The organism is Streptomyces flavalbus (genome assembly GCF_042674625.1).
Taxonomy (GTDB): domain Bacteria; phylum Actinomycetota; class Actinomycetes; order Streptomycetales; family Streptomycetaceae; genus Streptomyces; species Streptomyces flavalbus.
The window spans coordinates 6,171,331-6,195,260 of record NZ_JBHTEB010000001.1 but is presented as its reverse complement, the minus strand read 5'-3'; the positions used below and the strand labels follow the sequence as shown (position 1 = coordinate 6,195,260).

General features: G+C 70.5%; 14 protein-coding genes and 1 pseudogene. 6 read left to right on the top strand and 9 right to left on the bottom strand.

The genetic code is table 11. From position 1 onward, the window contains the following. Nucleotides 1–141 precede the first annotated feature (141 nt). From ACFQZ6_RS27740 to ACFQZ6_RS27725, 4 genes are all read left to right on the top strand, one after another. A complete protein-coding gene (locus ACFQZ6_RS27740) occupies nucleotides 142–2,523 on the top strand; it encodes a glycoside hydrolase family 2 protein (protein ID WP_381614096.1) in 2,382 nt (793 codons plus the stop codon). Then, nucleotides 2,520–3,557, top strand: coding sequence for a LacI family DNA-binding transcriptional regulator (locus ACFQZ6_RS27735; protein WP_381614093.1), 1,038 nt, complete (start codon nucleotides 2,520–2,522; stop codon nucleotides 3,555–3,557). Before ACFQZ6_RS27740 ends, ACFQZ6_RS27735 begins: the two co-directional genes overlap by 4 nt. 117 nt (nucleotides 3,558–3,674) lie before the next feature. Continuing rightward, nucleotides 3,675–4,901 (top strand): thiolase family protein, encoded by a 1,227-nt coding sequence (locus ACFQZ6_RS27730; RefSeq protein WP_381614090.1) that lies wholly within the window; start codon nucleotides 3,675–3,677, stop codon nucleotides 4,899–4,901. Next, nucleotides 4,898–7,027 carry a 3-hydroxyacyl-CoA dehydrogenase NAD-binding domain-containing protein gene (locus ACFQZ6_RS27725; protein WP_381614088.1) on the top strand — a complete coding sequence of 710 codons (2,130 nt, stop codon included), beginning with the start codon at nucleotides 4,898–4,900 and terminating at the stop codon, nucleotides 7,025–7,027. The genes ACFQZ6_RS27730 and ACFQZ6_RS27725 overlap by 4 nt, the downstream gene beginning before the upstream one ends. Nucleotides 7,028–7,195: 168 nt before the next feature. On the opposite strand, the pseudogene ACFQZ6_RS27720 reads toward ACFQZ6_RS27725, so the two are convergent. Beyond that, nucleotides 7,196–8,208: pseudogene (locus ACFQZ6_RS27720) on the bottom strand (hypothetical protein). Between the two features lie 81 nt (nucleotides 8,209–8,289). Here ACFQZ6_RS27720 and ACFQZ6_RS27715 point away from each other — a divergent pair. Further along, complete coding sequence (locus ACFQZ6_RS27715) at nucleotides 8,290–8,655, top strand: NTP pyrophosphohydrolase (RefSeq protein ID WP_381614085.1); 366 nt, start codon at nucleotides 8,290–8,292, stop codon at nucleotides 8,653–8,655. 140 nt (nucleotides 8,656–8,795) lie between these two features. Here ACFQZ6_RS27715 and dxs read toward each other — a convergent pair whose 3' ends face one another. From dxs to ngcE, 8 genes are all read right to left on the bottom strand, one after another. Further along, the gene (gene dxs, locus ACFQZ6_RS27710; protein ID WP_381614082.1) at nucleotides 8,796–10,718 is read right to left on the bottom strand and encodes a 1-deoxy-D-xylulose-5-phosphate synthase; all 1,923 of its coding nucleotides are present in this window, start codon (nucleotides 10,716–10,718) and stop codon (nucleotides 8,796–8,798) included. 210 nt (nucleotides 10,719–10,928) lie between these two features. After that, complete coding sequence (locus tag ACFQZ6_RS27705; RefSeq protein WP_381614079.1) at nucleotides 10,929–12,227, bottom strand: sugar ABC transporter permease; 1,299 nt, start codon at nucleotides 12,225–12,227, stop codon at nucleotides 10,929–10,931. After that, nucleotides 12,224–13,015, bottom strand: a complete 792-nt coding sequence (locus tag ACFQZ6_RS27700; protein WP_381614076.1) for an ATP-binding cassette domain-containing protein — start codon at nucleotides 13,013–13,015, stop codon at nucleotides 12,224–12,226. The genes ACFQZ6_RS27705 and ACFQZ6_RS27700 overlap by 4 nt, the downstream gene beginning before the upstream one ends. 290 nt (nucleotides 13,016–13,305) lie before the next feature. Beyond that, nucleotides 13,306–14,406 (bottom strand): sugar ABC transporter substrate-binding protein, encoded by a 1,101-nt coding sequence (locus ACFQZ6_RS27695; RefSeq protein ID WP_381618694.1) that lies wholly within the window; start codon nucleotides 14,404–14,406, stop codon nucleotides 13,306–13,308. 133 nt (nucleotides 14,407–14,539) lie between these two features. Further along, nucleotides 14,540–15,751 carry an ROK family transcriptional regulator gene (locus tag ACFQZ6_RS27690; protein WP_381614073.1) on the bottom strand — a complete coding sequence of 404 codons (1,212 nt, stop codon included), beginning with the start codon at nucleotides 15,749–15,751 and terminating at the stop codon, nucleotides 14,540–14,542. Nucleotides 15,752–15,972: 221 nt separating this feature from the next. Continuing rightward, nucleotides 15,973–16,899 (bottom strand): carbohydrate ABC transporter permease, encoded by a 927-nt coding sequence (locus ACFQZ6_RS27685; protein ID WP_381614070.1) that lies wholly within the window; start codon nucleotides 16,897–16,899, stop codon nucleotides 15,973–15,975. Between the two features lie 18 nt (nucleotides 16,900–16,917). Then, nucleotides 16,918–17,853 (bottom strand): carbohydrate ABC transporter permease, encoded by a 936-nt coding sequence (locus ACFQZ6_RS27680; protein WP_381614067.1) that lies wholly within the window; start codon nucleotides 17,851–17,853, stop codon nucleotides 16,918–16,920. A gap of 240 nt (nucleotides 17,854–18,093) precedes the next feature. Next, entirely contained in the window at nucleotides 18,094–19,557 is a 1,464-nt protein-coding gene (gene ngcE, locus ACFQZ6_RS27675; RefSeq protein WP_381614064.1) for an N-acetylglucosamine/diacetylchitobiose ABC transporter substrate-binding protein, read from the bottom strand. 434 nt (nucleotides 19,558–19,991) lie between these two features. On the opposite strand from ngcE, the gene ACFQZ6_RS27670 reads away from it, so the two are divergent. Further along, entirely contained in the window at nucleotides 19,992–23,813 is a 3,822-nt protein-coding gene (locus tag ACFQZ6_RS27670; RefSeq protein WP_381614061.1) for a GH92 family glycosyl hydrolase, read from the top strand. The last annotated feature ends 117 nt before the right edge of the window (nucleotides 23,814–23,930 follow it).

The following is a 23,930-nucleotide window of genomic DNA, read 5'->3' as shown; positions in this document are numbered from 1 at the left end:
GGGACGGACGAGCACGTGCGAGTTGGCTGGTTCGGCACTCTGACAGCCGGGACTGAACCGGTAAAGTCCCTATTCCGCCAAGGTTGCGGAAAAGTATCGAGGTCGATTGAGGTCGTGGACTAGACCGGTTAAGGAGTGTGCATGTTCCAGGCCACACCGCTCACCGACGGATGGGTCCTGCGGCACCCCGACGACGCGGGGGCCGTGCTCCCGGCGACGGTGCCGGGCTGTGTGCACACCGACCTGCTGGCGGCGGGGCTGATCCCGGACCCGTTCCTCGGCGCGAACGAGACCGAGGTGGCGTGGGTGGGGCGCCGGGAGTGGACGTACGAGCGGCGGCTGCGGGCCGGGGCCGGGCACGAGCAGACCGACCTCGTCTTCGACGGCCTCGACACCGCCGCCGAGATCCTGCTCGACGGGCGGGTCCTCGGCCGGGTACGGAACATGCACCGCTCGTACCGCTTCGACGTGACCGGCCTGGAGGGGCTGCTGACCGTCCGGTTCGCCTCCGCGTACGCCGAGGCGGAGGCGGTACGCGGACGGCTGGGCGAGCGCCCCGGCGCGTACCCGGAGCCGTACCAGTACCTCCGCAAGATGGCCTGCTCCTTCGGCTGGGACTGGGGCCCGACCCTGGTGACCGCCGGGATCTGGCGGCCGGTGCGCCTGGAGCAGTGGTCCACCGCCCGCATCGCCCGCGTACGCCCGCTGGTGACCGTCGAGGACGGCACCGGGCGCGTGGAACTCGTCGTGGACGTGGAGCGCAGCCGGGTGGAGGCCGGGCTGACGCTGGAGGCCCGGATCGGTGACGTCCGCGCGCGTGGCCGCGTCGACGGCACCCGGGGCACCGTACGCCTCGACGTGCCAGACGCCGAGCTGTGGTGGCCGCGCGGCTACGGCGAACAGCCGCTGTACGAGGTCGAGTTGACGCTGCTGCACGGCACCGACCCGCTCGATGACTGGCGGCGGCGGGTCGGGTTCCGCAGCGTGGAGCTGGACACCTCCGCCGACGCGCACGGCACCGGGTTCACGCTGGTCGTCAACGGGGAGCGGCTGTTCGCGCGCGGCGTGAACTGGATCCCGGACGACGTGTTCCCGTCCCGGATCACCGCCGAGCGCTACCGGCGGCGGCTGCGGCAGGCGGCCGACGCGGGCGTGGACCTGGTCCGCGTCTGGGGCGGCGGGATCTACGAGAGCGAGGACTTCTACACCGCCTGCGACGAACTGGGCCTGCTGGTCTGGCAGGACTTCCCGTTCGCCTGCGCCGCCTACCCCGAGGAGCAGCCGCTGCGCGGCGAGGTGGAGGCCGAGGCGCGGGAGAACGTCGTACGGCTGATGCCGCACCCGTCGCTGGTGCTGTGGAACGGCAACAACGAGAACCTGTGGGGGTTCCGGGACTGGGAGTGGGAGGGGAAGCTGGCCGGGGACTCCTGGGGCGAGGGGTACTACCTGGGGCTGCTGCCGCGCGTGGTGGCCGAACTCGACCCGACCCGGCCGTACACGGCGGGCAGCCCCTGGTCGGGGTCCTGGCGGCACCACCCGAACGACCCGGCGCACGGCACGCACCACTCCTGGGAGGTGTGGAACCGCGCCGACTACGCCGACTACCGGCGCGACGTGCCGCGCTTCGTGGCCGAGTTCGGCTGGCAGGCGCCGCCCGCGTACGTCACCCTGCGGCGGGCGCTGCCGGGCGAGGCGCTGGCGCCGGACTCCCCGGGGATGCTGCACCACCAGAAGGCCGACGACGGCAACGGCAAGCTGCGCCGGGGCCTGGAGCGGCATTTCGCCTTCCCGGAAGGGGACTTCGACCGCTGGCACTACCTCACCCAGGTCAACCAGGCGCGCGCCGTCGCCGCCGGGATCGAGCACTGGCGGTCGCACTGGCCGGTCTGCGCGGGGACGGTCGTCTGGCAGCTCAACGACTGCTGGCCGGTGACCTCGTGGGCCGCCGTCGACGGCGACGGACGGGAGAAGCCGCTCTACCACGAGCTGCGACGGCTGTACGCGGACCGGCTGCTGACGCTGCGGGCGGCGCCGGGCGGCGGGCTGACGCTGGTCGCCGTCAACCAGGCGGCGGACGGGTGGGACGGGGAGGTGGTGCTGCGCCGGATGTCCGTGGACGGCGCGGTACTGGGCTCCGTACGCGCCGCGTTCACGGCCGGGCGGCGGGCGGTGGCCGAGGTGCCGGTGCCGGTGGAGCTGGTGCCGGACGGGGCCAAGGAGTTCCTGGTCGCGGACGCCGACGGGCTGCGCGCCCTGCGCTTCCCGGCGCCGGACCGGGAGATCCCGTACCCCCGGCCGGAGTTCGAGGTGGCGCTGGCGCCGGGCGGGGTCACCGTGCGGGCCCGTACCCTCGTACGGGACCTGCTGCTCCAGGCGGACCGGCTGGCGCCGGGGGCGCGGGCCGACCGGGGGCTGGTGACGCTGCTTCCGGGGGAAGAGGTGACCATCGGGGTCTCCGGCTGGGAGACTCCGGACGCGGCCACCGCCCGGTCCGCCCTGTACTGCGTGGAGCCCACTCGATGACATCGACGCCGTCCGCCCGCGTCACCATCAAGGACGTCGCCGCGCGCGCCGGGGTGTCCAAGGGTGCCGTGTCGCTCGCCTTCAACCACAAGCCGGGGCTGTCGGAGGCGACCCGGGACCGGATCTTCCGGGCCGCGCGGGAGCTGGGCTGGGCGCCCAACCTGACCGCGCGGTCGCTGGCCGGGTCGCGGGTGGACGTGGTGGGGCTCGCGGTGTGCCGTCCGGCGCGGCTGCTGGGCCTGGAGCCCTTCTACATGGAGTTCGTGTCGGGCGTGGAGAGCGTCCTGACCGAGCACTCCTGCTCCCTCCTCCTGCGTCTGGTCAAGAGCGTGGAGGAGGAGGCCGGGCTGCTGGACTCCTGGTGGCAGGCGCGGCAGATCGGCGGTTCGATCCTGGTGGACTTCCGCGCGGACGACCCCCGGGTGGCGGTCGCCGAACGGCTCGGGCTGCCGGTGGTGGCGGTCGGGCACCCGTCCCTCACCGGCGGTCTGACGTCGGTGTGGACGGACGACGCCACCGCCGTCACCGAGGCGGTGCGCTACCTCGCGGCGCTCGGGCACCGCCGGATCGCCCGCGTCGGCGGCGCGGCGGCCCTCGGCCACACCGCGATCCGCACCGCCGCCTTCGAGGAGGCGGCCCGCGAGCTGGGGCTGGCCGGGGCCGCGCAGCTCGCCACCGACTTCTCCGGCGCCGAGGGCGCGCGGGCGACGCGCTCCCTGCTGGCGGCGGCCCCGCAGGACCGCCCCACGGCCGTCGTCTACGACAACGACATCATGGCGGTCGCCGGTCTCTCGGTCGCCGCGGAGATGGGCCTGCGGGTCCCGGCCGACGTCTCCCTGCTGGCCTGGGACGACTCCCAGCTCTGCCGCCTCACCCACCCGACCCTCTCCGCGATGAGCCACGACGTCCACGGCTTCGGGGCGGAGGTGGCCCGCACGCTGTTCGGCGTGCTCACGGGCGAGGGGCCGGGCTCGCATCCGGTCCCGACGCCGGTCCTGACGCCCCGGGGGTCGACGGCTCCGCCGGAAGTGTGACCTTCGCCGCTAAGGGCGGGGGGACTGGGCAGCTACATTACCCACAAGTAGCATGGGCCTGAGCGCGCGCTCAGCGCATCGCAGCAGTGCCGTCCCGCATCCTGGAGGAGAGCCATCGTGCCTCGTACCGTCAGGGACGTCGTCTTCGTCGACGGCGTCCGCACCCCGTTCGGCAAGGCGGGCCCGAAGGGCATCTACCACGAGACCCGCGCCGACGACCTGGTCGTGAAGGCGATCCGGGAGCTGCTGCGCCGCAACCCCGGTCTCGACCCCAAGAAGATCGACGAGGTCGCCATCGCCGCGACCACCCAGATCGGTGACCAGGGCCTCACCATCGGCCGCACCGCGGGCATCCTCGCCGGGCTGCCGCAGTCCGTCCCCGGCTACTCCATCGACCGGATGTGCGCGGGCGCCCTGACGGCCGTCACGACCACCGCCGGTTCCATCGCCTTCGGCGCCTACGACGCCGTCATCGCGGGCGGTGTCGAGCACATGGGCCGCCACCCGATGGGCGAGGGCGTCGACCCCAACCCGCGGTTCGTCAGCGAGAAGCTGGTCGACGAGTCCGCCCTGTTCATGGGCATGACCGCGGAGAACCTGCACGACCGCTACCCGCACATCACCAAGCTGCGCGCCGACGAGTACGCCGTGCGCTCCCAGGAGAAGGCCGCCAAGGCGTACGCCAACGGCAAGATCCAGGCCGACCTGGTGCCGATCTCGGTGCGCCGCACCAACGCGGAGGCCGGGGAGACCGGCTGGGGCCTGGTCACCGCCGACGAGCCGATGCGCCCGGGGACGACCCTGGAGAACCTGGCGAACCTGAAGACGCCGTTCCGTGTGCACGGCCGGGTCACCGCCGGTAACGCGGCCGGTCTCAACGACGGCGCCACCGCCTCCATCATCGCCAGCGAGGACTTCGCCCGGGAGAACAACCTCCCGGTCAAGATGCGCCTGGTCTCCTACGCCTTCGCGGGCGTCGAGCCCGAGGTCATGGGCTACGGCCCGATCCCGGCCACCGAGAAGGCGCTCGCCAAGGCGGGCCTGGACATCTCCGAGATCGGCCTGTTCGAGATCAACGAGGCGTTCGCCGTCCAGGTGCTGGCCTTCCTCGACCACTACGGCATCGCCGACGACGACGAGCGCGTCAACCAGTACGGCGGCGCCATCGCCTTCGGCCACCCGCTGGCCTCCTCCGGCGTCCGCCTGATGACCCAGCTCGCCCGCCAGTTCGAGGAGCAGCCGCACGTCCGCTACGGCCTGACCACCATGTGCGTCGGCTTCGGCATGGGCGCGACGGTCATCTGGGAGAACCCGCACTTCGAGAACGCCGGAGGCAGCAAGTGAGCACCACCGCTGAGCTTTTGAAGGGTGCGGCCGAGCTGTTCCCGGACGAGGTCGTCACCACGGCGCACGTACGCCACTTCGACCTGCCGTTCGGCGCGGGCCGGTTCGCGCTGATCACCCTGGACAACGGCTTCGACCACACCAAGCCGACCACCTTCGGCCCGCAGTCGCTGGCGAACCTCAACGCCGCGATCGACCAGGTCGAGAAGGAGGCCGCGGACGGCGACATCGTCGGCGTCGGCGTCACCGGCAAGCCGTTCATCTTCGCCGTCGGCGCCGACCTCAAGGGCGTCGAGCTGCTGAAGAGGCACGAGGACGCGCTCGCCATCGGCAAGGGCGGCCACGAGGTCTTCAAGCGCCTCTCCTCCCTCGCCGTCCCCACCTTCGCCTACTACAACGGCGCGGCGATGGGCGGCGGCGTCGAGGTCGGCCTGCACTGCACCTACCGCACGGTGTCGAAGTCGGTGCCCGCGTTCTCGCTGCCCGAGGTCTTCCTCGGCCTGGTGCCCGGCTGGGGCGGCTGCGCGCTGCTGCCGAACCTGATCGGCGCCGAGAAGGCCGTCAAGGTCATCATCGAGAACAGCCTCAACCAGAACAAGCAGCTCAAGGGCGAGCAGGTCTTCGACCTCGGCATCGCCGACGCGATCTTCGAGGGCGCCGACTTCCTGGAGCAGTCGCTGCTGTGGACCGCGAGCGTCCTCAAGGGCGACACCAAGGTCGAGCGCCCGGTCATCGACCGCGGTGAGGCGTGGGACCAGGCCGTCGCCCAGGGCCGCTTCATCGCGGACGGCAAGGTGCACGGCGCCGCCCCGGCCGCCTACCGCGCCCTGGACATCATCGCCGCCGCCAAGGACGGCGACCTCCAGGCGGGCTTCGACGCCGAGGACCAGGCGCTGGCCGACCTCATCATGGGCGGTGAACTGCGCGCGGGGATCTACGCGTTCAACCTGGTGCAGAAGCGCGGCAAGCGTCCCGCGGGCGCCCCGGACAAGAACCTCGCCCGCCCGGTCACCAAGGTCGGCGTGGTCGGCGCCGGTCTGATGGCCTCGCAGCTCGCCCTGCTGTTCCTGCGCCGCCTCGAGGTGCCGGTCGTCCTCACGGACATCGACCAGGAGCGCATCGACAAGGGCGTCGGCTACGTCCACGCCGAGATCGACAAGCTGCTCGGCAAGGGCCGCATCAACCAGGACAAGGCCAACCGTCTCAAGGCGCTGGTGACCGGTGTCCTGGACAAGGCCGAGGGCTTCGCGGACGCGGACTTCGTCATCGAGGCCGTGTTCGAGGAGATGGGCGTCAAGCAGCAGGTGTTCGCGGAGGTCGAGGCGGTCGCCCCGGCGCACGCGATCCTCGCGACGAACACGTCCTCGCTGTCGGTGTCGGAGATGGCGTCGAAGCTGAAGCACCCCGAGCGGGTCGTCGGCTTCCACTTCTTCAACCCGGTCGCGATCCTGCCGCTCCTTGAGATCGTCCGCGGCGAGCAGACCGACGACGCCTCGCTGGCGACCGCGTTCGCGGTGGCCAAGAAGCTGAAGAAGACCGCGGTGCTGGTGAAGGACGCCCCGGCGTTCGTCGTCAACCGCATCCTGACCCGCTTCATGGGCGAGATCCAGAACGTCATCGACGAGGGCACGCCGGTCGAGGTCGCGGAGAAGGCGGTCGAGCCGCTGGGCCTGCCGATGTCCCCGCTGGTGCTGCTGGAGCTGGTCGGCCCGGCGATCGGCCTGCACGTCTCCGAGACGCTCAACCGGGCGTTCCCGGACCGCTTCACGGTCTCCCCGAACCTGAAGGCGGTCGTCGAGGCGGGCAAGCGCGGCTTCTACGTCTACGACAGCGGCAAGCCCGAGCTGGACCCGGAGGTCGCCGCGCTGCTGAAGCAGGGCGACACCGTCCTCACCGAGGAGCAGACGCGGGCGCGCGTGCTGGACGCGGTGGCGCAGGAGATCGGGCTCATGCTCGACGAGGGCGTCGTCGCCGAGGCCCAGGACATCGACCTGTGCCTGATCACCGGCGCGGGCTGGCCCTTCCACCTGGGCGGCATCACGCCGTACCTGGACCGCGAGGGCGTCGCCGAGCGGGTGAACGGCAAGCGGTTCCTGGAGCCGGGCGTGGCGAGCGTCCCCGCGTAGCGCTCCGCTGGTTCCGCCGGTGCCCTCGCACGCCTGTGGGTGTGCGAGGGCACCGGCGTCGGTGTGTCGGGGCTCCGCCCCCGAAGCCCCGTACCGGCCCGCACGGCCTCGTCCGCAAGCGCCGGACGGGCTGGGACACGCCTGCCCGGTGCCTGCGGAGGCACCCCGTCAGACCTCCTGCCAGGCCGCCAGCGCCAGCCCCGGTTCCTCCTTCTGGCGGGTCAGGCGCAGCGTCCCGTCCGGGGTCGTCGTCGCGGCGATGACGCGGCCCTCGGCGTCCTCCGCGAGGGCGACCCTGGTGTCCGCGGGGAGCTGGGGGCCCGACTCCGTCCACCACAGGCCCGCCGACTCCCGCTCCGTCGGGTACGCGGCGAAGGCGACCCGGCCGGAGGCGGAGCGCTGGGCCAGCACCGTGCAGTCGTGGCCGCCGAGGACGCAGCGCAGGGCGGCCACCGGGCCGGGGCCCGCCGCCGGGGTCAGCGGGACCGGGTCGCCGCCCGCACGCCAGGCGTACAGGGTGCCGTCCTGGTCGGCGTAGAACAGCGTCGTGGCCTCCTTGGAGGTGGCCAGCGCGGTCAGCGTGCCCGGCACCGCCCGCACCGGCAGCGGATCGGCGGCGACGGGCCGGGCGCCGGGCTCCTCCTGGGCCCAGCGCAGGATGCCCGCCGGGCTGGTGCCGTACGCCTCGACGAGGCCCGACTCCCCGGTGACGGCGACGAGTTCCTCGTCCACCTTGGAGCCCTTGAGGTCGTGCCAGGCGTTCCAGCCGCCGCGCGCCTTCTGGTTGACGGTGTGCACGCCCAGGCCGCGGTTGCGGACGAAGACGAACGCGCGCCCCTCCGCGTCGACGGCCACGGCGGGCGGGCCGTGCGGTCGCCCCGCCGGTGGGGGTGGCCGATCGGCAGCCAGTCGAGGGCGGCGAGGTGCCCGCGGAAGTGGGTGGAGTGCACCAGACCGGACTCGCCGTCCCTGGTGGGCCGCCAGGCCACGAGGTGCGCGTAGCCGTCGGCGCCCTGACCGACCGCGAACCCCGGGTGCAGCCGCTGGTCGCCGCCCGTTCTGCGGGCGGGCAGGAAGGGGCCGCCGGGGCGCTGCTCCGCCCGGCACCACACCGCGTCGTCGCCGGGGGCGTAGGCGGCGATCCGGCCGTCGCGGCCTCGTATCAGCCAGCCGCCGTTCACTGTGCGGACCTTTGACACCCGCCCACTGTAAACGGGCACCGCACGGCGTCGGTGGCGTGGGCCCGTGCGACCCTGGGTGTCATGAGTGACCCGCTGCTGGTGATCGTCGATGCCGCGAACGTCGTCGGGTCGGTGCCCGACGGGTGGTGGCGGGACCGGCGCGGGGCGGCGGAGCGGCTGCGGGACCGGCTGGCCACGGAGGGTCTGCCCGGTCACGCGGAGCCCGTGGAGATCGTCCTCGTCGTGGAGGGCGCGGCGCGCGGGGTGGCGTCCGTGCCCGGCGTCCACGTGGAGTCGGCGCCGGGCAGCGGGGATGACCACATGGTGGAGCTGGTCGCCCGAGCGGGTGAACGGCGGTGCCTGGTGGTGACGGCGGACCGGGAGTTGCGGCGGCGGGTGGGGGCGTTGGGGGCGGAGGTGCTCGGGCCCCGAGCGGTACCTCGTTGACGGCCGGGCGCCGCGGGCGGTGCGGGTTGTTCGCCGTCCGCGGCGCCGTGGGGGCTGATCGCGCCCACGCGGCGGAGCCGCACATCGGCACAGCCCCGCGCCCCTCGGGCGTTGCCCCCTACGGCGATGTATAAGTCCCGTCAGTCCCTCGCCGCCTCCACCTCGGTGGTCTCCGTGCGGTCGTAGCGTCCGTCCAGCTTCGAGACCAGGCCCGTGACCTGGCGGGCGATGTCCGGGGCCGTCAGGCCGATCTCCGTCATCACCTCGGCGCGGGAGGCGTGGTCGAGGAAGCGCGGCGGGATGCCGAAGTCGCGGAGCGGGACGTCGACGCCCGCGTCCCGCAGGGACTGGGAGACGGCCGAGCCGACGCCGCCGACGCGGGAGTTGTCCTCGACGGTGACGACGACGCGGTGGCGTTCGGCGAGCGGGGCCATGGCCTCGTCGACCGGCTTGACCCAGCGCGGGTCGACGACGGTCGTGGAGATGCCCTGCTTGTCGAGGAGGGACGCGATCTCCAGGCACATCGGGGCGAGCGCGCCCACGGAGACGAGGAGGACGTCCGGGCGGTCGGTGCCCGGCTCGCGCAGCACGTCCATGCCGCCGACGCGGCGCACGGCGGGTACGGCGGGGCCGACGACGCCCTTGGAGTAGCGGACCACGGTCGGCGCGTCCTCGACCTGGACGGCCTCGCGGAGCTGGGCGCGGAGCTGCTCGGCGTCGCGCGGGGCGGCGATGCTGAGGCCGGGGACGACCTGGAGCATCGACATGTCCCACATGCCGTTGTGGGAGGCGCCGTCGTCGCCGGTGACCCCGGCCCGGTCGAGGACGAAGGTGACCCCGCAGCGGTGCAGGGCGACGTCCATGAGCACCTGGTCGAAGGCGCGGTTGAGGAAGGTGGCGTAGACGGCGAAGACCGGGTGCAGGCCGCCCGTGGCCAGGCCCGCCGCGGAGACCGCCGCGTGCTGCTCGGCGATGCCGACGTCGAAGATGCGGTCGGGGAAGGCGTCGGCGAACTTCTTCAGGCCGACCGGCTGGAGCATCGCGGCGGTGATGGCGACGATGTCCTCGCGCTCGCGGCCCAGCTTGACCATCTCGTCCCCGAAGACGGACGTCCAGCTCGCGGCGGCGGCCTTGATGGGCAGGCCGGTGTCGGGGTGGATGGGGCCGATGCCGTGGAAGCGGTCGGCCTCGTCCTGCTCGGCGGGCTCGTAGCCGCGGCCCTTCTCGGTGAGGCAGTGCACGATGACGGGGCCGTTGAACCGCTTGGCGCGGGTCAGGGCCGACTCCAGGGCCTCGATGTCGTGGCCGTCGATGGGGCCGACGTACTTCAGGCCGAGGTCCTCGAACATGCCCTGGGGGGCGATGAAGTCCTTCAGGCCCTTCTTGGCGCCGTGCAGGGTCTCGTAGAGCGGCTTGCCGACGACCGGGGTGCGGTCCAGGAGTTCCTTGGTGCGGGCGAGGAAGCGCTCGTAGCCGTCGGTGGTGCGCAGGGTCGCCAGGTGGTTGGCGAGGCCGCCGATGGTGGGCGCGTAGGAGCGCTCGTTGTCGTTGACGACGATGACCAGCGGGCGGTCCTTGGCCTCGGCGATGTTGTTCAGCGCCTCCCAGGCCATCCCGCCGGTGAGCGCGCCGTCGCCGATGACGGCGACGACGTGCTGGTCGCGTTCGAGGAGCTGGTTGGCCTTGGCGAGGCCGTCGGCCCAGCCGAGGACGGTGGAGGCGTGGCTGTTCTCGATGACGTCGTGCTCGGACTCGGCGCGGGACGGGTAGCCGGAGAGGCCGCCCTTGCCGCGCAGCCTGGAGAAGTCCTGGCGGCCGGTGAGCAGCTTGTGGACGTACGCCTGGTGGCCGGTGTCCCAGAGCACCCGGTCGGCCGGGGAGTCGAAGACCCGGTGCAGGGCGATGGTCAGCTCGACCACGCCGAGATTGGGTCCGAGGTGGCCGCCGGTCTTGGAGACCGAGTCGACGAGGAAGGTACGGATCTCCTGGGCCAGCCGGTCCAGCTCCTCGGGGGTGAGCCGGTCCAGATCGCGCGGTCCCGTGATGCGGGTCAGCAGCGGCACCCGTGCCTCCTTGCAGTAGAGCTGATCGAGCTGTTGCCGGGCCTGTCGAGTCTAATGTTCCGCCCGCGCCGACGTACCGCAGGTGGTGCGTCGTACGTCACGCGTCCGCCCGTACGGCTCCGGATGGCCGTATCGCTCCGGATGGCCGTACGGCACGACTGTGCCCGGCACCGCCGTTGGTGCCGGGCACAGGGTCGTGCGGAGCGGAGGTCAGGCGCGGCCCGCCGTCCGCTGGGTCTTGCGGGTCACGGAGTCGATGACGACCGTGGTGAGCAGGACGCCCGCGGTGATCATGTACTTGACCGGCTCGGCGATGGACTCCAGTTGGAGGCCGTACTGGATGGAGACGATCACCAGCACACCGAGCAGCGCGTTCCAGGTGCGGCCCCGGCCGCCGAAGAGGCTGGTGCCGCCGATGACGGCCGCAGCGATCGCGTTCATCAGCAGGTCACCGGTACCGGCGCTCTGGTTGGCTGAGGCGATCTTGGAGGCCAGGAAGAGGCCGCCCATCGCCGCGAAGCCGCCGGAGATCGCGAACACCGAGATCCGCACCGCGGTGACGTTGATACCGGCGCGGCGGGACGCCTCGACGCTGCCGCCGAGGGCGAACACCTTGCGGCCGTAGGTGGTGCGGCGCAGCAGGAAGTCCGTCGCGATCAGGAACACCAGGAAGATCACGGTGGCCAGCGGCAGGCCCTTGTACTGGTTGTACATGTAGGCCGCGGCGAACGAGACCACCGCGAGCAGCGCCGTGCGCAGGATGGTGTCGTTGAGCGGCCGGGAGGGCACGCCCACGGCCTCGCGGCGGCGGTTGCCGAGGAACGAGCTGACGAAGAAGACGCCGGTCACCACGGCGGCCAGCACGTAGGCGGCGGCGATGTCGGTGAAGAAGTACGTGGTCAGCTGGCCGATGAGGCCGTCGCTGTCCAGGTTGATGGTGCCGTTCTCACCGAGGGTCTGGAGCATGAAGCCCAGCCAGAACAGCAGACCGGCGAGGGTGACCGCGAAGGCGGGGGCGCCCAGGACCGCGAAGAAGAAGCCGTGCACCGCGCCGATGGCGGCGCCCGCCGCGACGGCGATGACCACGGCCAGCCACTCGGGCAGCCCCTGGTTGACCGCGAGGACGGCGGCGATGGCGCTGGCCGCGCCGGAGACCGAGGCCACCGACAGGTCGATCTCGCCGAGCAGCAGCACGAAGACGATGCCGACGGAGATCATGCCGGTGCCGACCATCGTGACGGTGATGTCGCTGATGTTCTGCGCGGACAGGAACGCCGAGTTCAGGCTCTGGAAGACGACGCAGATGATGACCAGGCCGAGGACGACCGGGAGGGAGCCCAGTTCACCGGCCTTCATCTTCCGCTTGAACTCGCCGACGTAGCCCGCCAGGCCCTGTTCGCGGACCAGCAGGCGCGGGTCGACGGCGGTGACCGCGGCGGCGGCGGCCTCGGGGTTCTCGACGACGTGGTCGTCCTTGGCGAGGCTGGTGGAGGTGTTGTCGGTGCTCACTGGGAAACCTCCCCGGTCGTGCGCGCCGCACGGCGGGTCACGGCGTTGTCGGTGGCGCCGGTGATGGCGGAGATGATCTCCTCCTGCGAGGTCGTCTTGACCTCGAAGACGCCGTTGTTCTGACCGAGGCGGAGCACGGCCACCTTGTCCGCGACGGCCTTCACGTCGGCCATGTTGTGGCTGATGAGGATGACCGCGTGGTTGCGCTCGCGCAGCCGTTCGACCAGGTCGAGGACCTGGGCGGTCTGCTCGACGCCGAGGGCGGCGGTGGGCTCGTCGAGGATCACCAGCTTGGGCTCGCCGAGCATGGAGCGGGCGATGGCCACGGTCTGGCGCTGACCGCCGGAGAGCGAGGCGATCGGGATGCGCACGCTGGGGATGCGGATGGAGAGCGTCTGGAGCAGCTCGCGGGAGCGGCGCTCCATCTCGATCTCGTCGAGGACGCCGAACTTCCTCAGCTCACGGCCGAGGAAGAGGTTGCCGACGACGTCGATGTTGTCGCACAGCGCGAGGTCCTGGTAGACGGTCGCGATGCCGAGGGCCTGGGCGTCGTGCGGCTTGTTGATCGATACGGCCTTGCCTTCCCATTCGATGACGCCCTCATCGATGGGGTGCACGCCGGCGATCGTCTTGACCAGCGTGGACTTTCCGGCTCCGTTGTCGCCCACCAGGGCGACCACTTCACCGGCGTGGACCTCAAGCTCGACGTCGGTGAGCGCCTGGACGGCACCGAACCGCTTGGAGACCCCGCGCAACGCCAGCACGGGCGTAGCGGACACGTGAACCATCTCCTTCGCCGCCTGACCCGGCGGGAGGTTGTGCAGGAATGCGGGTGGGGGGCGGGGGAAACCCGCGGATGTTCCGTCCGGCGCCCCGCGGGTAGCTTGCGGGGCTGTCTGACACGGGGCGCCGGAAGGAGCCTGGGCGCCGCGCCGTCCCGGGGGTGGTACGGCGGCCCGGTACGGGAGTCCTGCGGGAACTCCCGTACCGGCCGGGTACCCGGACCCTCGCGAGCCCGCGTACGGGAACCCTGCGGGGATTCCCGTACCGGCTCGGGGCGGACGCGCGGCGGCTGGTGTTACTTGATGCCGAGCTTGTCGCAGGCGGCCTTGTACTTGGCCGTGCAGATCTCGTCGGCCGTGTAGACGCCGTCCTTGATGACGGTGTCGTTGATGTTCTCCTGCGTCAGCGAGGTGACGTCGACCAGGACGGACGGGACGGCCTTGGCGCTGTCGCTGTCGACCTTGTCCTTGGCGATGGCGCCGAGGTCCTCGCCCTTGGCGAGCGCGACGGCCATGGCCGCGGCGGCCTCGGCCTCGGGGGCGTACGGCTTGTAGACGCTCATGAACTGCTCACCGGCGACGATGCGCTGCACGGCGGCGAGTTCGGCGTCCTGGCCGGTGACGGGGACGTCGATGCCCGCGGCCTTCAGGGCGGTGATGATGCCGCCCGCCATGCCGTCGTTGGCGGAGTAGACGCCGACGATCTTGTCCTTGCCGATCGCCGAGATCGCCGCCTCCATGTTGGCGTTGGCGTTGTCCGGCGACCACTCCTTGGTGTCGTACTCCTTGCCGACCTTCACCTTGCCGTCGAGGACGGAGTGCGCGCCCTCCTTGAACATGGCGGCGTTCGGGTCGGTGATGGAGCCGTTCATCATGACGATCTGGCCGTCCCCGGCCTTGTCGCCCAGCGCCTCCAGCAGGGCCTCGCCCTGGGTCTTGCCGACCTGCACGTTGTCGAAGGACGTGTAGGCGCTGATCGGGCCCTCGGCGAGGCGGTCGTAGGCGACGACCTTGATGCCCTGGTCGACGGCCTTCTGCACGGAGTTCTTGATCGCCTTGGCGTCCACGGCGTCCAGGATCAGCACGTCCACCTTGTTGGTGATCATCGTGTCGACCTGCTGGGCCTGGAGGTTGGCGTCCTGGCGGGCGTTGTTGTACTGGATCTCCGCCTTGTTGTTCGTCAGCTCCTTGATCTTCTTCTCGATCAGGGGGCGGTCGAACTTCTCGTACCGCGCGGTCTTGTTCTCCGGAAGCAGGAGACCGACCTTGATGTTGTCGCCCTTGGCGGCCGACTTGGTGGAGTCGCCGCTGCCGCCGTCCGCCTCTTCGGCGCTGCCACAGGCAGCGAGCGAGACGGCCATCGCACCGGCGGCGATGGCAACGGCGGCACGACGCATACGCGTGTTCACTTCAGAAACCTCCCTGACGAGGCCGCGTCGTTGCGGCCGAGGTGGCTGGAAGTCAACTCGGCCACACGTGCGACGTCAAGAAGTAAATCCTTAACGGGTTGGCAACGGTGCCATCCGTTCTCTAAGTGAAGGCAGGTGCCGCGGTGTGCAGGGTGCCCCCCGCACTTCCGTCCAGAAGGGTTGAATCACCCATCTCGCTGAGTGCCAGGGCGAGCGCCCCGAGCACCTCCGCACGGCCACCGAGGGCCCCCGGGAGAACGGAGAGTTGACGCGCCGCGCTGGGGATCGCGTAGCGGCCGACGGACTCCCTGATCGGCCCGAGCACCAGTTCTCCGGCCTCGGCGAGATCGCCGCCGAGGACCACCCGGCTCGGGTTCAGCAGATTGCACAGGTTGGCGACTCCACTGCCGATGTGGCGGCCGACGTCGGCGATCACCCGACGGCAGCCCGGGTCTCCGTCCCGCGCCAGCCGCACCACGCCCTCCATCGTCAACTCGGTGCCGTGGCTGGGCTGGAGCAGCGGGAGCACATAGCGTGCCGCCGCGAAGGTCTCCAGACAGCCGCGGTTTCCACAGCGGCAGACGGGGCCGGACTCATCGAGTGTAATATGCCCGATTTCTCCCGCCGTGCCGCCGGGGCCGCGGTAGATCTTCCCGTCGATCACCAGACCCGCGCCGACACCGCTGGCGACCTTGATGTACGCCAGGTCCCGCACACCCTTGCCGCTGCCCCAGACCAGCTCGCCGAGGGCGCCGAGGTTGGCGTCGTTGTCCACGTGCACCGGCACCCCGAGGCGGGCGCGCAGCTCCTCGGCGGGCTTGGTGCCGCCCCAGCCCGGCAGGATGGAGGTCGAGCCCAGCGTCCCGGACTCCACGTCGATCGGACCCGGCACGCCAAGGCCCACCCCGGCGACCTTGGAGCGGTCCACGCCGGTCGCCGCGATCAGCCGGTTGACCAGCTGTTCCGCCCGGTCCAGGCCCTGGGCCGCGGAGGCGTCGACGTCCATCGGCTCGGACTCCTCGGCCAGTACCTGGTGGGCGAGGTTCCCGACCGCGACGCGCAAATGCGTGTGCCCGAAGTCGACGCCGACCACGATCCCGGCGTCGCCGCTCAGCGAGACGCTGCGGGCCCGGCGGCCCCCCGCCGACGTCGGCGTGACCTCGACGGTCCCGCCTTCCTTCAGCTCCCGGACGATGTTGGAGACGGTCGCCGCGGACAGCCCCGTCGTCCTGGCGATCTCCGCCTGGGTCAGCGATCCGGCCAGCCGCACGGCCCGTACGACACGCTCCAGGTTGGCTCGGTGCAGCGACGACTGCGACCCCGGAGTCTCCACGACGACCTCCTGCGCGCGGGGCCGCTTCTATGAGGCCCCGTCCATGTCCAACTAGTGAACTCTAAGCTGAGCCGTTCGGGGTGCCGCCCGTCAAGAGGTTGAACAGTTTCCGTGAACACGCACAGAACGGCGCACGCCGTCACCAGGGGCGGGAACGGCGTGCGCACGGGGCACTGCGGAGGGCTACGGGCGATTGTCTCCAGAAGCAGAGGTCGGGCGGCTCACTTGAGCGTGGCCGAGGTCAGGCCCGCCTGGACCTGGCGCTGGAAGGACAGGTAGACCACCAGCATCGGCACCATCGCGATCGTGACGCCCGCGAACAGGGCGGGCAGGTCGGAGGCGTAGCCCTGCTGCTGCTGGAGCTGGATCAGGCCCTGGGTGAGGACGTACCGCTCGGGGTCGTCGCCGCTCTGCGGCTGCATCAGCACCGTGGGCAGGATGAACTGGTTCCACTGGCCGAGCGTGTTGAAGATGCCGACGCTGATCAGACCGGGCTTGGCCATCGGCAGCATCACCTGGAAGAACGTCCGGGTGTGCGAGGCGCCGTCCAGGATCGACGCCTCGAAGACCGCCGTCGGCAGGGTCCGGAAGAAGGCGTGCATGAAGAAGACCGTGAACGGCATCGAGTAGGCGACGTACACCAGGATCAGGCCCTGGTAGGTGTTGAGCATGTCCAGCCGCCGGACCATGAAGAACAGCGGCACCAGCGCCAGGAACACCGGGAACATCGCGCCCGCGACGAAGAAGTAGTACAGCAGCCGGTTGCCCCAGAACTCGTAGCGGGCGAGCACGTACGCCGCCATCGAGCCCAGCAGCATCGTCAGCGGCACCGAGAAGGCCAGCACGATGACCGTGTTCAGGAAGTAGTCCCCGATGCCCTTCTCCCAGGCCCGGGAGAAGACGTCCAGGTCCCAGTTCTGCGGCCAGCCGAAGGCCGAGCCGCCGATCTGGGCGTCCGTCTTGAAGGAGCTGAGCACCAGCCACAGCAGCGGCAGGACGATCAGCACCGCCCACAGGACGAGGAAACCGTGCGAGAAGGCGTTCAGGACGACGCCCTCGCCGCGCCGCTCCCCGGTGCGGACGGGGGCCTTGTCCGCGGTGCCCCGGACGGGGGCGGGCGGCTCGGCCTCTTTGGTGGGTGCGCTCATGGTGGTCTCCCTCCTTCCTCAGAACTCGACGCGCTCGCGACGGGTGGCGCGCAGCATCACGACGGACAGGATCAGGGTGAGCAGCAGCATGACGACGCCCATGGCGCAGGCGTAGCCGCTCTTGCCGTAGATGAGGAAGTTGCGCATCAGGACGGTCGCCATGACCTCGCTGTGGTGGTCGGGGCCGCCGCCGAACTCGCCGCGGGGCACGGTCATGGTGGAGACGAGGATGAACATGTCCATCGCGACGATGCCGAGGTAGACCCAGGCGGTCTGCACGGAGTCCCACAGCAGCGGCAGGGTGATGCGGAAGAAGGACTGGGAGCGGCCCGCGCCGTCGATGAGCGCGGCCTCGTAGATGTCCTTGGGGATGGACTGCATGGCGGCGGAGAACAGCACGAGGTAGAAGCCGACGCCGTGCCAGACGACCACGGCGATCAGCATCCACAGCACCAGGTCGGGCTCGTTGAGCCATTCCACCGGCTCGCTGGCGTCGACCAGGCCCACCTTGATGAGCAGGCCGTTGAGCATTCCGCCGCCGTCGCTGCGGTACACCGCCTCGAACAGCACCGCGAGAATGGCCAGCGACAGCACCTGCGGGAAGAAGTAGACGACTTTGTAGAACCGGGAACCGGCGACGCCGGAAACGCCGCCCGCCCTGCCGCGCCCGCCCGCGTTCAGCATGAACGCGAAGAACAGGGCGAGCAGGATGGTGATCACCGGGATGAACACCAGGAACAGGATGTTGTGCCAGATGGCCCGCATGAAGACGTCGTCCTGGAACAGCGCCTTGTAGTTGTCCAGGCCGACGAAATTGAAGGTCTGCGACTGGCCCTTCCAGTCGGTCAGCGAATAGCCGAACGTCTGGATGTACGGCCAGATGACGAAGATCAGGTAAAGCGCCACGGGAGCGAAGAGAAATCCCGCGACGAACCGATACTGCCCTTTGCGCATTGGCGTTCCTGCCTGCCCCTGGTGTTCCCGATGGTGACCTGACGTCCCCCACAGGGCCTGCCGTCTGGATCATGCCGCGGACGCGGGGCCTGGCACCCGCGTCCGCCGCGTCGTCGTCACTCGCCGACTCCCCCAAGCTCTCGGCTGCGCTCGGGCAGGGGCACCCACGCCCCCGCTCACCGGCGTGGTAGGGCGCCCGCCGGTGTCCTGCGACCTGATCCGGACAACAGGCCCTCGCCGCTATTCGCGGCGGTTGTTCTTGGCGGCCGGGTCCTTGGCGGCCTTGTCGACGGCGGCCTGGGCCCGCTTCAGCCACTCCTTGGGCTGGATGCGCTTGGCCATCAGCTCGTTGGACGCGTTCTGGATGGCGGTGTCCATCTCGCTGTACCACTCGGTGTAGAGGTACCGGAAGGTGTTGTCACCGGCCGCCTTGGACGCCTCGACGGTGGACTGGGTGCCCGGCCGCAGTTGCACGCTCGGGTCGACGCCGTCCTTGAGGATGGTGAGCGAGTTGGCCTCCTTGGCGAACAGCGTCGACCACTCCTTGGAGAGCATCATCCGCATGAACTCCTTGGCCCCGGCGAGGTTCCTGGCCTTGGACGGGATGATGAACGGCTCGCCCGAACCGGCCCGGATCGCCTCGAACGGCATCGCGCTGCCCTCAAGCAGGGGCATCGGCAGGAACTTCATGTCGAAGTCGTCCGGGGTCTGCTTGAGCTGCTCGTTCTCCAGCCAGGAGCCGGAGGTGATGAAGGCGGCCTTGTACTGGTTCCAGCGGGTCTGCGACTCGGTGTGGGTCAGGCCGTTCGTGCCGGGCATCAGGTAGCCCTTCTCGACCACGTCGTAGATCGCCTCGACGGCGGCCTGCGCGGCGTCGGAGCCGACGAACGCCTTGGGGTCCAGGTTGTCGATCGCCTTCATGGCGTCCAGACCGCCCTTCTTGGCGATCAGGTCCATGATGGCGACGTTGATGTAGTACGGGTACTTGCCCTGGTGGGCGAGGCCGCCGATGCCCTCGGCCTTGGCGTCCTTGCAGATGGCGAGGAAGTCGTCCCAGGTCTCGGGCGCCTCCCAGCCCTTCTCGGCGAAGAGCTTTCCGGAGTACCACAGGCCCCACACCGTGTAGATGTAGTTGAGGGCGACGACCTTGCCCTCCTGCAGGCCCGGGTCGAGGGTGCCGGGGATGACGGTGTCGCGGACCTTCTTGGCCGGGTCGTCGACCGACGGGGCGTCCAGCACCTCGGCGAGGTCGAGGAGCTGGCCGTTCTTGTAGAGCACATCGATCTTGATCTTCTGGGCGCCGGAGTTGTCCACGATGTCCGGCGGGTTGCCCGCGTTGAACCGGGGCTGGAGCTTGCCGGTGATCTCCTGGGTGCCGGTGTGGCTGGAGGTCACGCCCCACTTCTTCTGGAAGGCGGCCTCCCACGCCTTGGCGTAGTCGTCGCCGTAGCCGCCCTTGAAGATGACGACGTCGAGCTTGCTGCCGTCCTTCACCCCGAAGGGGTTCTCCTTGGAGACCTTGCCCTGGGAGTCGTCGTCACCGGAGTCGTCACCGCCGCCGCTCGCGCAGGCGGACAGGAAGCTCATCGCGGGTACGGAGACCAGGCCCAGCGCCGCGGACCGCTTGATCAGGGAGCGTCGGCCGACGCCCGTGCTGCCGGTGGGCTCGACGGAACCGTTGTTCTCGGCGGAAGTGGATCCCATGCTCAAGTCCTCGCCTTCTTCCAGGACTCAGGCGGTGAACCGGATCCTCCCCGGCACCGCGGTGGGGTCTTGCAGGGTCTTGCGGGAAGCCGTGCAGGAAGTCGTGCAGGAAGCGGTATAGCAAGTGGTACGGGAACGTGCGGGAAGCCTCGCGGCGTGTCGTGCGGGTCGTACCGTGCGTGCGAAGTGCCGACAGGTATAGTCCACTTCCCGCCAGCGGAGCAAGATCGAATGCAAGGTTCGCCGTTGGTCTTTTCCGAGTTGAGACCTCGCGGAAATATGAGCCACCTGTGGGTGGCTTGCCGGAAAAATCCGCGACATTGGCCTCGAATGCCACGAGCAACACCCTTGACATCGCTGTCCACTTGACCACCTACTGATCCTTGCGCCCCCAAGGTGACAACGTTGTCCGCAGCGCAGGGAGGTACTCGGTAATGCAGCGCAGAACCCGGCCCAGAGGTGGGCCCGGATGGAGTACGGCGGTCGTGCTGACGGCCGCCTTCGTCATGGCCGTGGGCTCCCAGGGCGCCGCGGTCGCCCTGCCCGGCGCCCCCGCGGCGCCGGACCGGGAGTTCGCGTCCTCGTTCGAGGCGGACGACCCGGCGCCCGGCTGGCGCAACACCGTGGACACCGCCCCGGACGGCACCAAGCGCGCCTCGGGCGTCGACGGCGGCTACAGCAGCGGCATCCCCGGCAACGTGACCGACAAGGTCACCGACGTCCGCGCCAACGGCGAGAACTCCGGCGCGGGCGAGGTGAAGGAGAACCTCGTCGACGGTGAGCCCGGCACCAAGTGGCTGGTCTTCGAGTCCACCGGCTGGGCCGAGTTCGACCTCAAGGAGCCGGTGCGGCTGAAGACGTACGCGCTCACCTCCGCCAACGACTTCGCCACCCGCGACCCCCGGGACTGGACCCTGAAGGGCTCCACGGACGGCACCACCTGGCAGACCCTGGACACCCGCGCGGGCGAGACCTTCGCCGAGCGCTTCCAGACCCGCACCTTCGACCTCGCCGAACCGGCCGAGTACTCCCACTTCCGCCTGGAGATCACCCGCAACAACGGCGCCTCCGGCATCCTCCAGCTCGCCGACGTGCAGTTCTCCACGGGCGACGAGGACGGCCCCGTACCGCCGGACATGCTGTCCCTCACCGACCGCGGCCCGACCGGCTCGCCCACCGCGAAGGCCGGGGCGGGCTTCACCGGGAAGCGGGCCCTGAAGTACGCCGGTCAGCACACGGCCGACGGCAGGGCGTACTCGTACAACAAGATCTTCGACGTGAACGTGGCCGTGGACCGGAACACCTCACTCTCCTACAAGATCTTCCCCTCCATGGCCGACGGTGACCTGGACTACGACGCCACGAACGTCTCCGTCGACCTGGTCTTCACGGACGGCACCTCGCTGAGTGAGCTGCGCGCCACCGACCAGCACGGCTTCCCGCTCTCCCCGCGCGGGCAGGGCGCGGCGAAGGTGCTGTACGTCAACCAGTGGAACAACGTCGTCTCCCGCGTCGGCTCGGTCGCCGCGGGCAAGACCGTCGACCGCATACTGGTGGCCTACGACTCCCCGAAGGGCCCGGCGAAGTTCCGCGGCTGGATCGACGACGTCTCCCTGCGGCCGGTCGCCCCCGAGAAGCCGAAGGCCCACCTCTCCGACTACGCGGTCACCACCCGCGGCACCCACTCCACCGGCGGCTTCTCCCGCGGCAACACCTTCCCGGCGACGGCCGTCCCGCACGGCTTCAACTTCTGGACGCCGGTGACCAACGCGGGCACGCTGAGCTGGCTGTACGACTACGCGCGCGCGAACAACGCGGACAACCTGCCGACGATCCAGGCGTTCAGCGCGAGCCACGAGCCGAGCCCGTGGATGGGCGACCGGCAGACGTTCCAGGTGATGCCGTCCGCCGCGTCCGGCACCCCGGACACCGGCCGCGCGGCCCGCGCCCTCGCCTTCCGCCACGAGAACGAGACGGCCCGCCCGCACTACTACGGCGTCCGCTTCGAGAACGGCGTCAAGGCGGAGATGACGCCGACCGACCACGCGGCGATGCTCCGCTTCACCTACCCCGGCGACGACGCGAGCGTCCTCTTCGACAACGTCACCGACCAGGCGGGTCTGACCCTCGACAAGGAGAGCGGCACCTTCACGGGCTACTCGGACGTGAAGTCCGGCCTGTCCACCGGCGCCACCCGCCTCTTCGTCCACGGCGTCTTCGACAAGCCGGTGACGGACGGCGCCGCCAGCGGCGTCAAGGGCCACCTCCGCTTCGACGCGGGCGCGGACCGCACGGTGACGCTGCGCCTGGCGACCTCCCTCATCAGCGTCGACCAGGCGAAGGACAACCTGCGCCAGGAGATCCCGGAGGGCCAGACGTTCGAGTCGGTCCGGGACGCCGCCCGCGCCCAGTGGGACGGCATCCTCGGCAAGGTGGAGGTGGAAGGCGCGACGCCGGACCAGCTCACCACCCTCTACTCCAGCCTCTACCGCCTCTACCTCTACCCCAACTCGGGCTTCGAGAAGGTCGACGGCAAGGACAAGTACGCCTCCCCGTTCTCCCCCATGCCGAACCCGGACACGTCCACCCACACCGGCGCGAAGATCGTCGACGGCAAGGTGTACGTCAACAACGGCTTCTGGGACACGTACCGCACGACGTGGCCCGCGTACTCGCTGCTGACGCCGACCAAGGCGGGCGAGCTGGTCGACGGCTTCGTCCAGCAGTACAAGGACGGCGGCTGGACCTCACGCTGGTCCTCCCCCGGCTACGCCGACCTGATGACCGGCACGTCGTCGGACGTGGCGTTCGCGGACGCGTACGTCAAGGGCGTCGACTTCGACGCGAAGGCGGCGTACGAGGCGGCCCTGAAGAACGCGACGGTCGTGCCCCCCTCGGGCGGCGTCGGCCGCAAGGGCATGACGACGTCCCCCTTCCTCGGCTACACCAGCACGGCGACCCACGAGGGCCTGTCCTGGGCCCTGGAGGGCTATCTGAACGACTACGGCATCGCGCGGATGGGCCAGACCCTGTACCGCGAGACGGGCGAGAAGCGCTACAAGGAGGAGTCGGAGTACTTCCTGGACCGGGCCCAGGACTACGTCAACCTCTTCGACTCGAAGGCGGGCTTCTTCCAGGGCCGCGACGCTGCCGGGAACTGGCGCGTGGACTCCGCGAAGTACGACCCGCGCGTCTGGGGCCACGACTACACGGAGACCAACGGCTGGGGCTACGCCTTCACGGCCCCCCAGGACAGCCGGGGCCTGGCGAACCTCTACGGCGGCCGGGGCGCGTTGGCGGACAAGCTGGACGAGTACTTCTCCACCCCGGAGACGGCGTCCCCCGAGTTCGTCGGCTCCTACGGCGGCGTCATCCACGAGATGACCGAGGCGCGGGACGTCCGGATGGGCATGTACGGCCACTCCAACCAGGTCGCCCACCACGCGGCGTACATGTACGACGCGGCCGGGCAGCCCTGGAAGACGCAGGAGAAGGTCCGCGAGGTCCTCTCCCGCCTCTACACCGGCAGCGAGATCGGCCAGGGCTACCACGGCGACGAGGACAACGGCGAGCAGTCGGCCTGGTACCTCTTCTCCGCCCTCGGCTTCTACCCGCTGGTCATGGGCAGCGGCGAGTACGCGATCGGCTCCCCGCTCTTCACCAAGGCGACCGTGCACCTGGAGAACGGCCGGGACCTGGTGGTCCGCGCCCCGCACAACAGCGCGCGGAACGTGTACGTGCAGGGCGTGAAGCTCGACGGCAAGACCTGGAAGTCGACGTCACTCCCGCACGCGCTGTTGGCCAAGGGCGGCGTCCTGGAGTTCGACATGGGCCCGCGCCCGTCCTCCTGGGGCACCGGCGACGACGCGACGCCGGTCTCCCTCACCAAGGGCAACCAGAAGCCGACCCCGCGCGCGGACGCCCTGAAGGGCGACGGCGCCCTCTTCGACAACACGTCGGCGACGGAGACGGCGGTGACGGGTGCGGTGACCTTGCCGGTCCCGACGCCCACGAAGGCGACCCAGTACACGCTCACGTCTCCGACGGACCACTCGAAGGCGCCGTCCGCCTGGAAACTCCAGGGCTCCAACGACGGCACGACCTGGCGCACGCTGGACACCCGCAGCGGGGAGTCCTTCGCCTGGGACCGCCAACTGCGCGCGTTCACGGTGGACCGACCGGGGGCGTATGGGCAGTACCGGCTGGTGCTGGAGGGGGATGCGGTGACGCTGGCGGAGGTGGAGCTGCTGGCGTGAGTACCGACTGAGGCGGGGCCCCGGGGCTTCGGCTCCGGGGCCCCGCGTGCGTCCAAGGCCGGGGAGGGCGACGACTATGGCCTCGGCCTGCGTGAGCGCCGACCGCTCGGGTAATGC

Excerpts from the sequence above, each read along its gene's own strand:
- ACFQZ6_RS27740 (WP_381614096.1), top strand. The coding sequence starts at position 142 with ATGTTCCAGGCCACACCGCTCACCGACGGATGGGTCCTGCGGCACCCC.
- ACFQZ6_RS27685 (WP_381614070.1), bottom strand. The coding sequence starts at position 16,899 with ATGAGCGCACCCACCAAAGAGGCCGAGCCGCCCGCCCCCGTCCGGGGC.
- ACFQZ6_RS27715 (WP_381614085.1), top strand. The coding sequence starts at position 8,290 with ATGAGTGACCCGCTGCTGGTGATCGTCGATGCCGCGAACGTCGTCGGG.
- ACFQZ6_RS27670 (WP_381614061.1), top strand. The coding sequence starts at position 19,992 with ATGCAGCGCAGAACCCGGCCCAGAGGTGGGCCCGGATGGAGTACGGCG.
- ACFQZ6_RS27735 (WP_381614093.1), top strand. The coding sequence starts at position 2,520 with ATGACATCGACGCCGTCCGCCCGCGTCACCATCAAGGACGTCGCCGCG.
- ACFQZ6_RS27700 (WP_381614076.1), bottom strand. The coding sequence starts at position 13,015 with ATGGTTCACGTGTCCGCTACGCCCGTGCTGGCGTTGCGCGGGGTCTCC.
- ACFQZ6_RS27680 (WP_381614067.1), bottom strand. The coding sequence starts at position 17,853 with ATGCGCAAAGGGCAGTATCGGTTCGTCGCGGGATTTCTCTTCGCTCCC.
- ACFQZ6_RS27695 (WP_381618694.1), bottom strand. The coding sequence starts at position 14,406 with ATGCGTCGTGCCGCCGTTGCCATCGCCGCCGGTGCGATGGCCGTCTCG.
- ngcE (WP_381614064.1), bottom strand. The coding sequence starts at position 19,557 with ATGGGATCCACTTCCGCCGAGAACAACGGTTCCGTCGAGCCCACCGGC.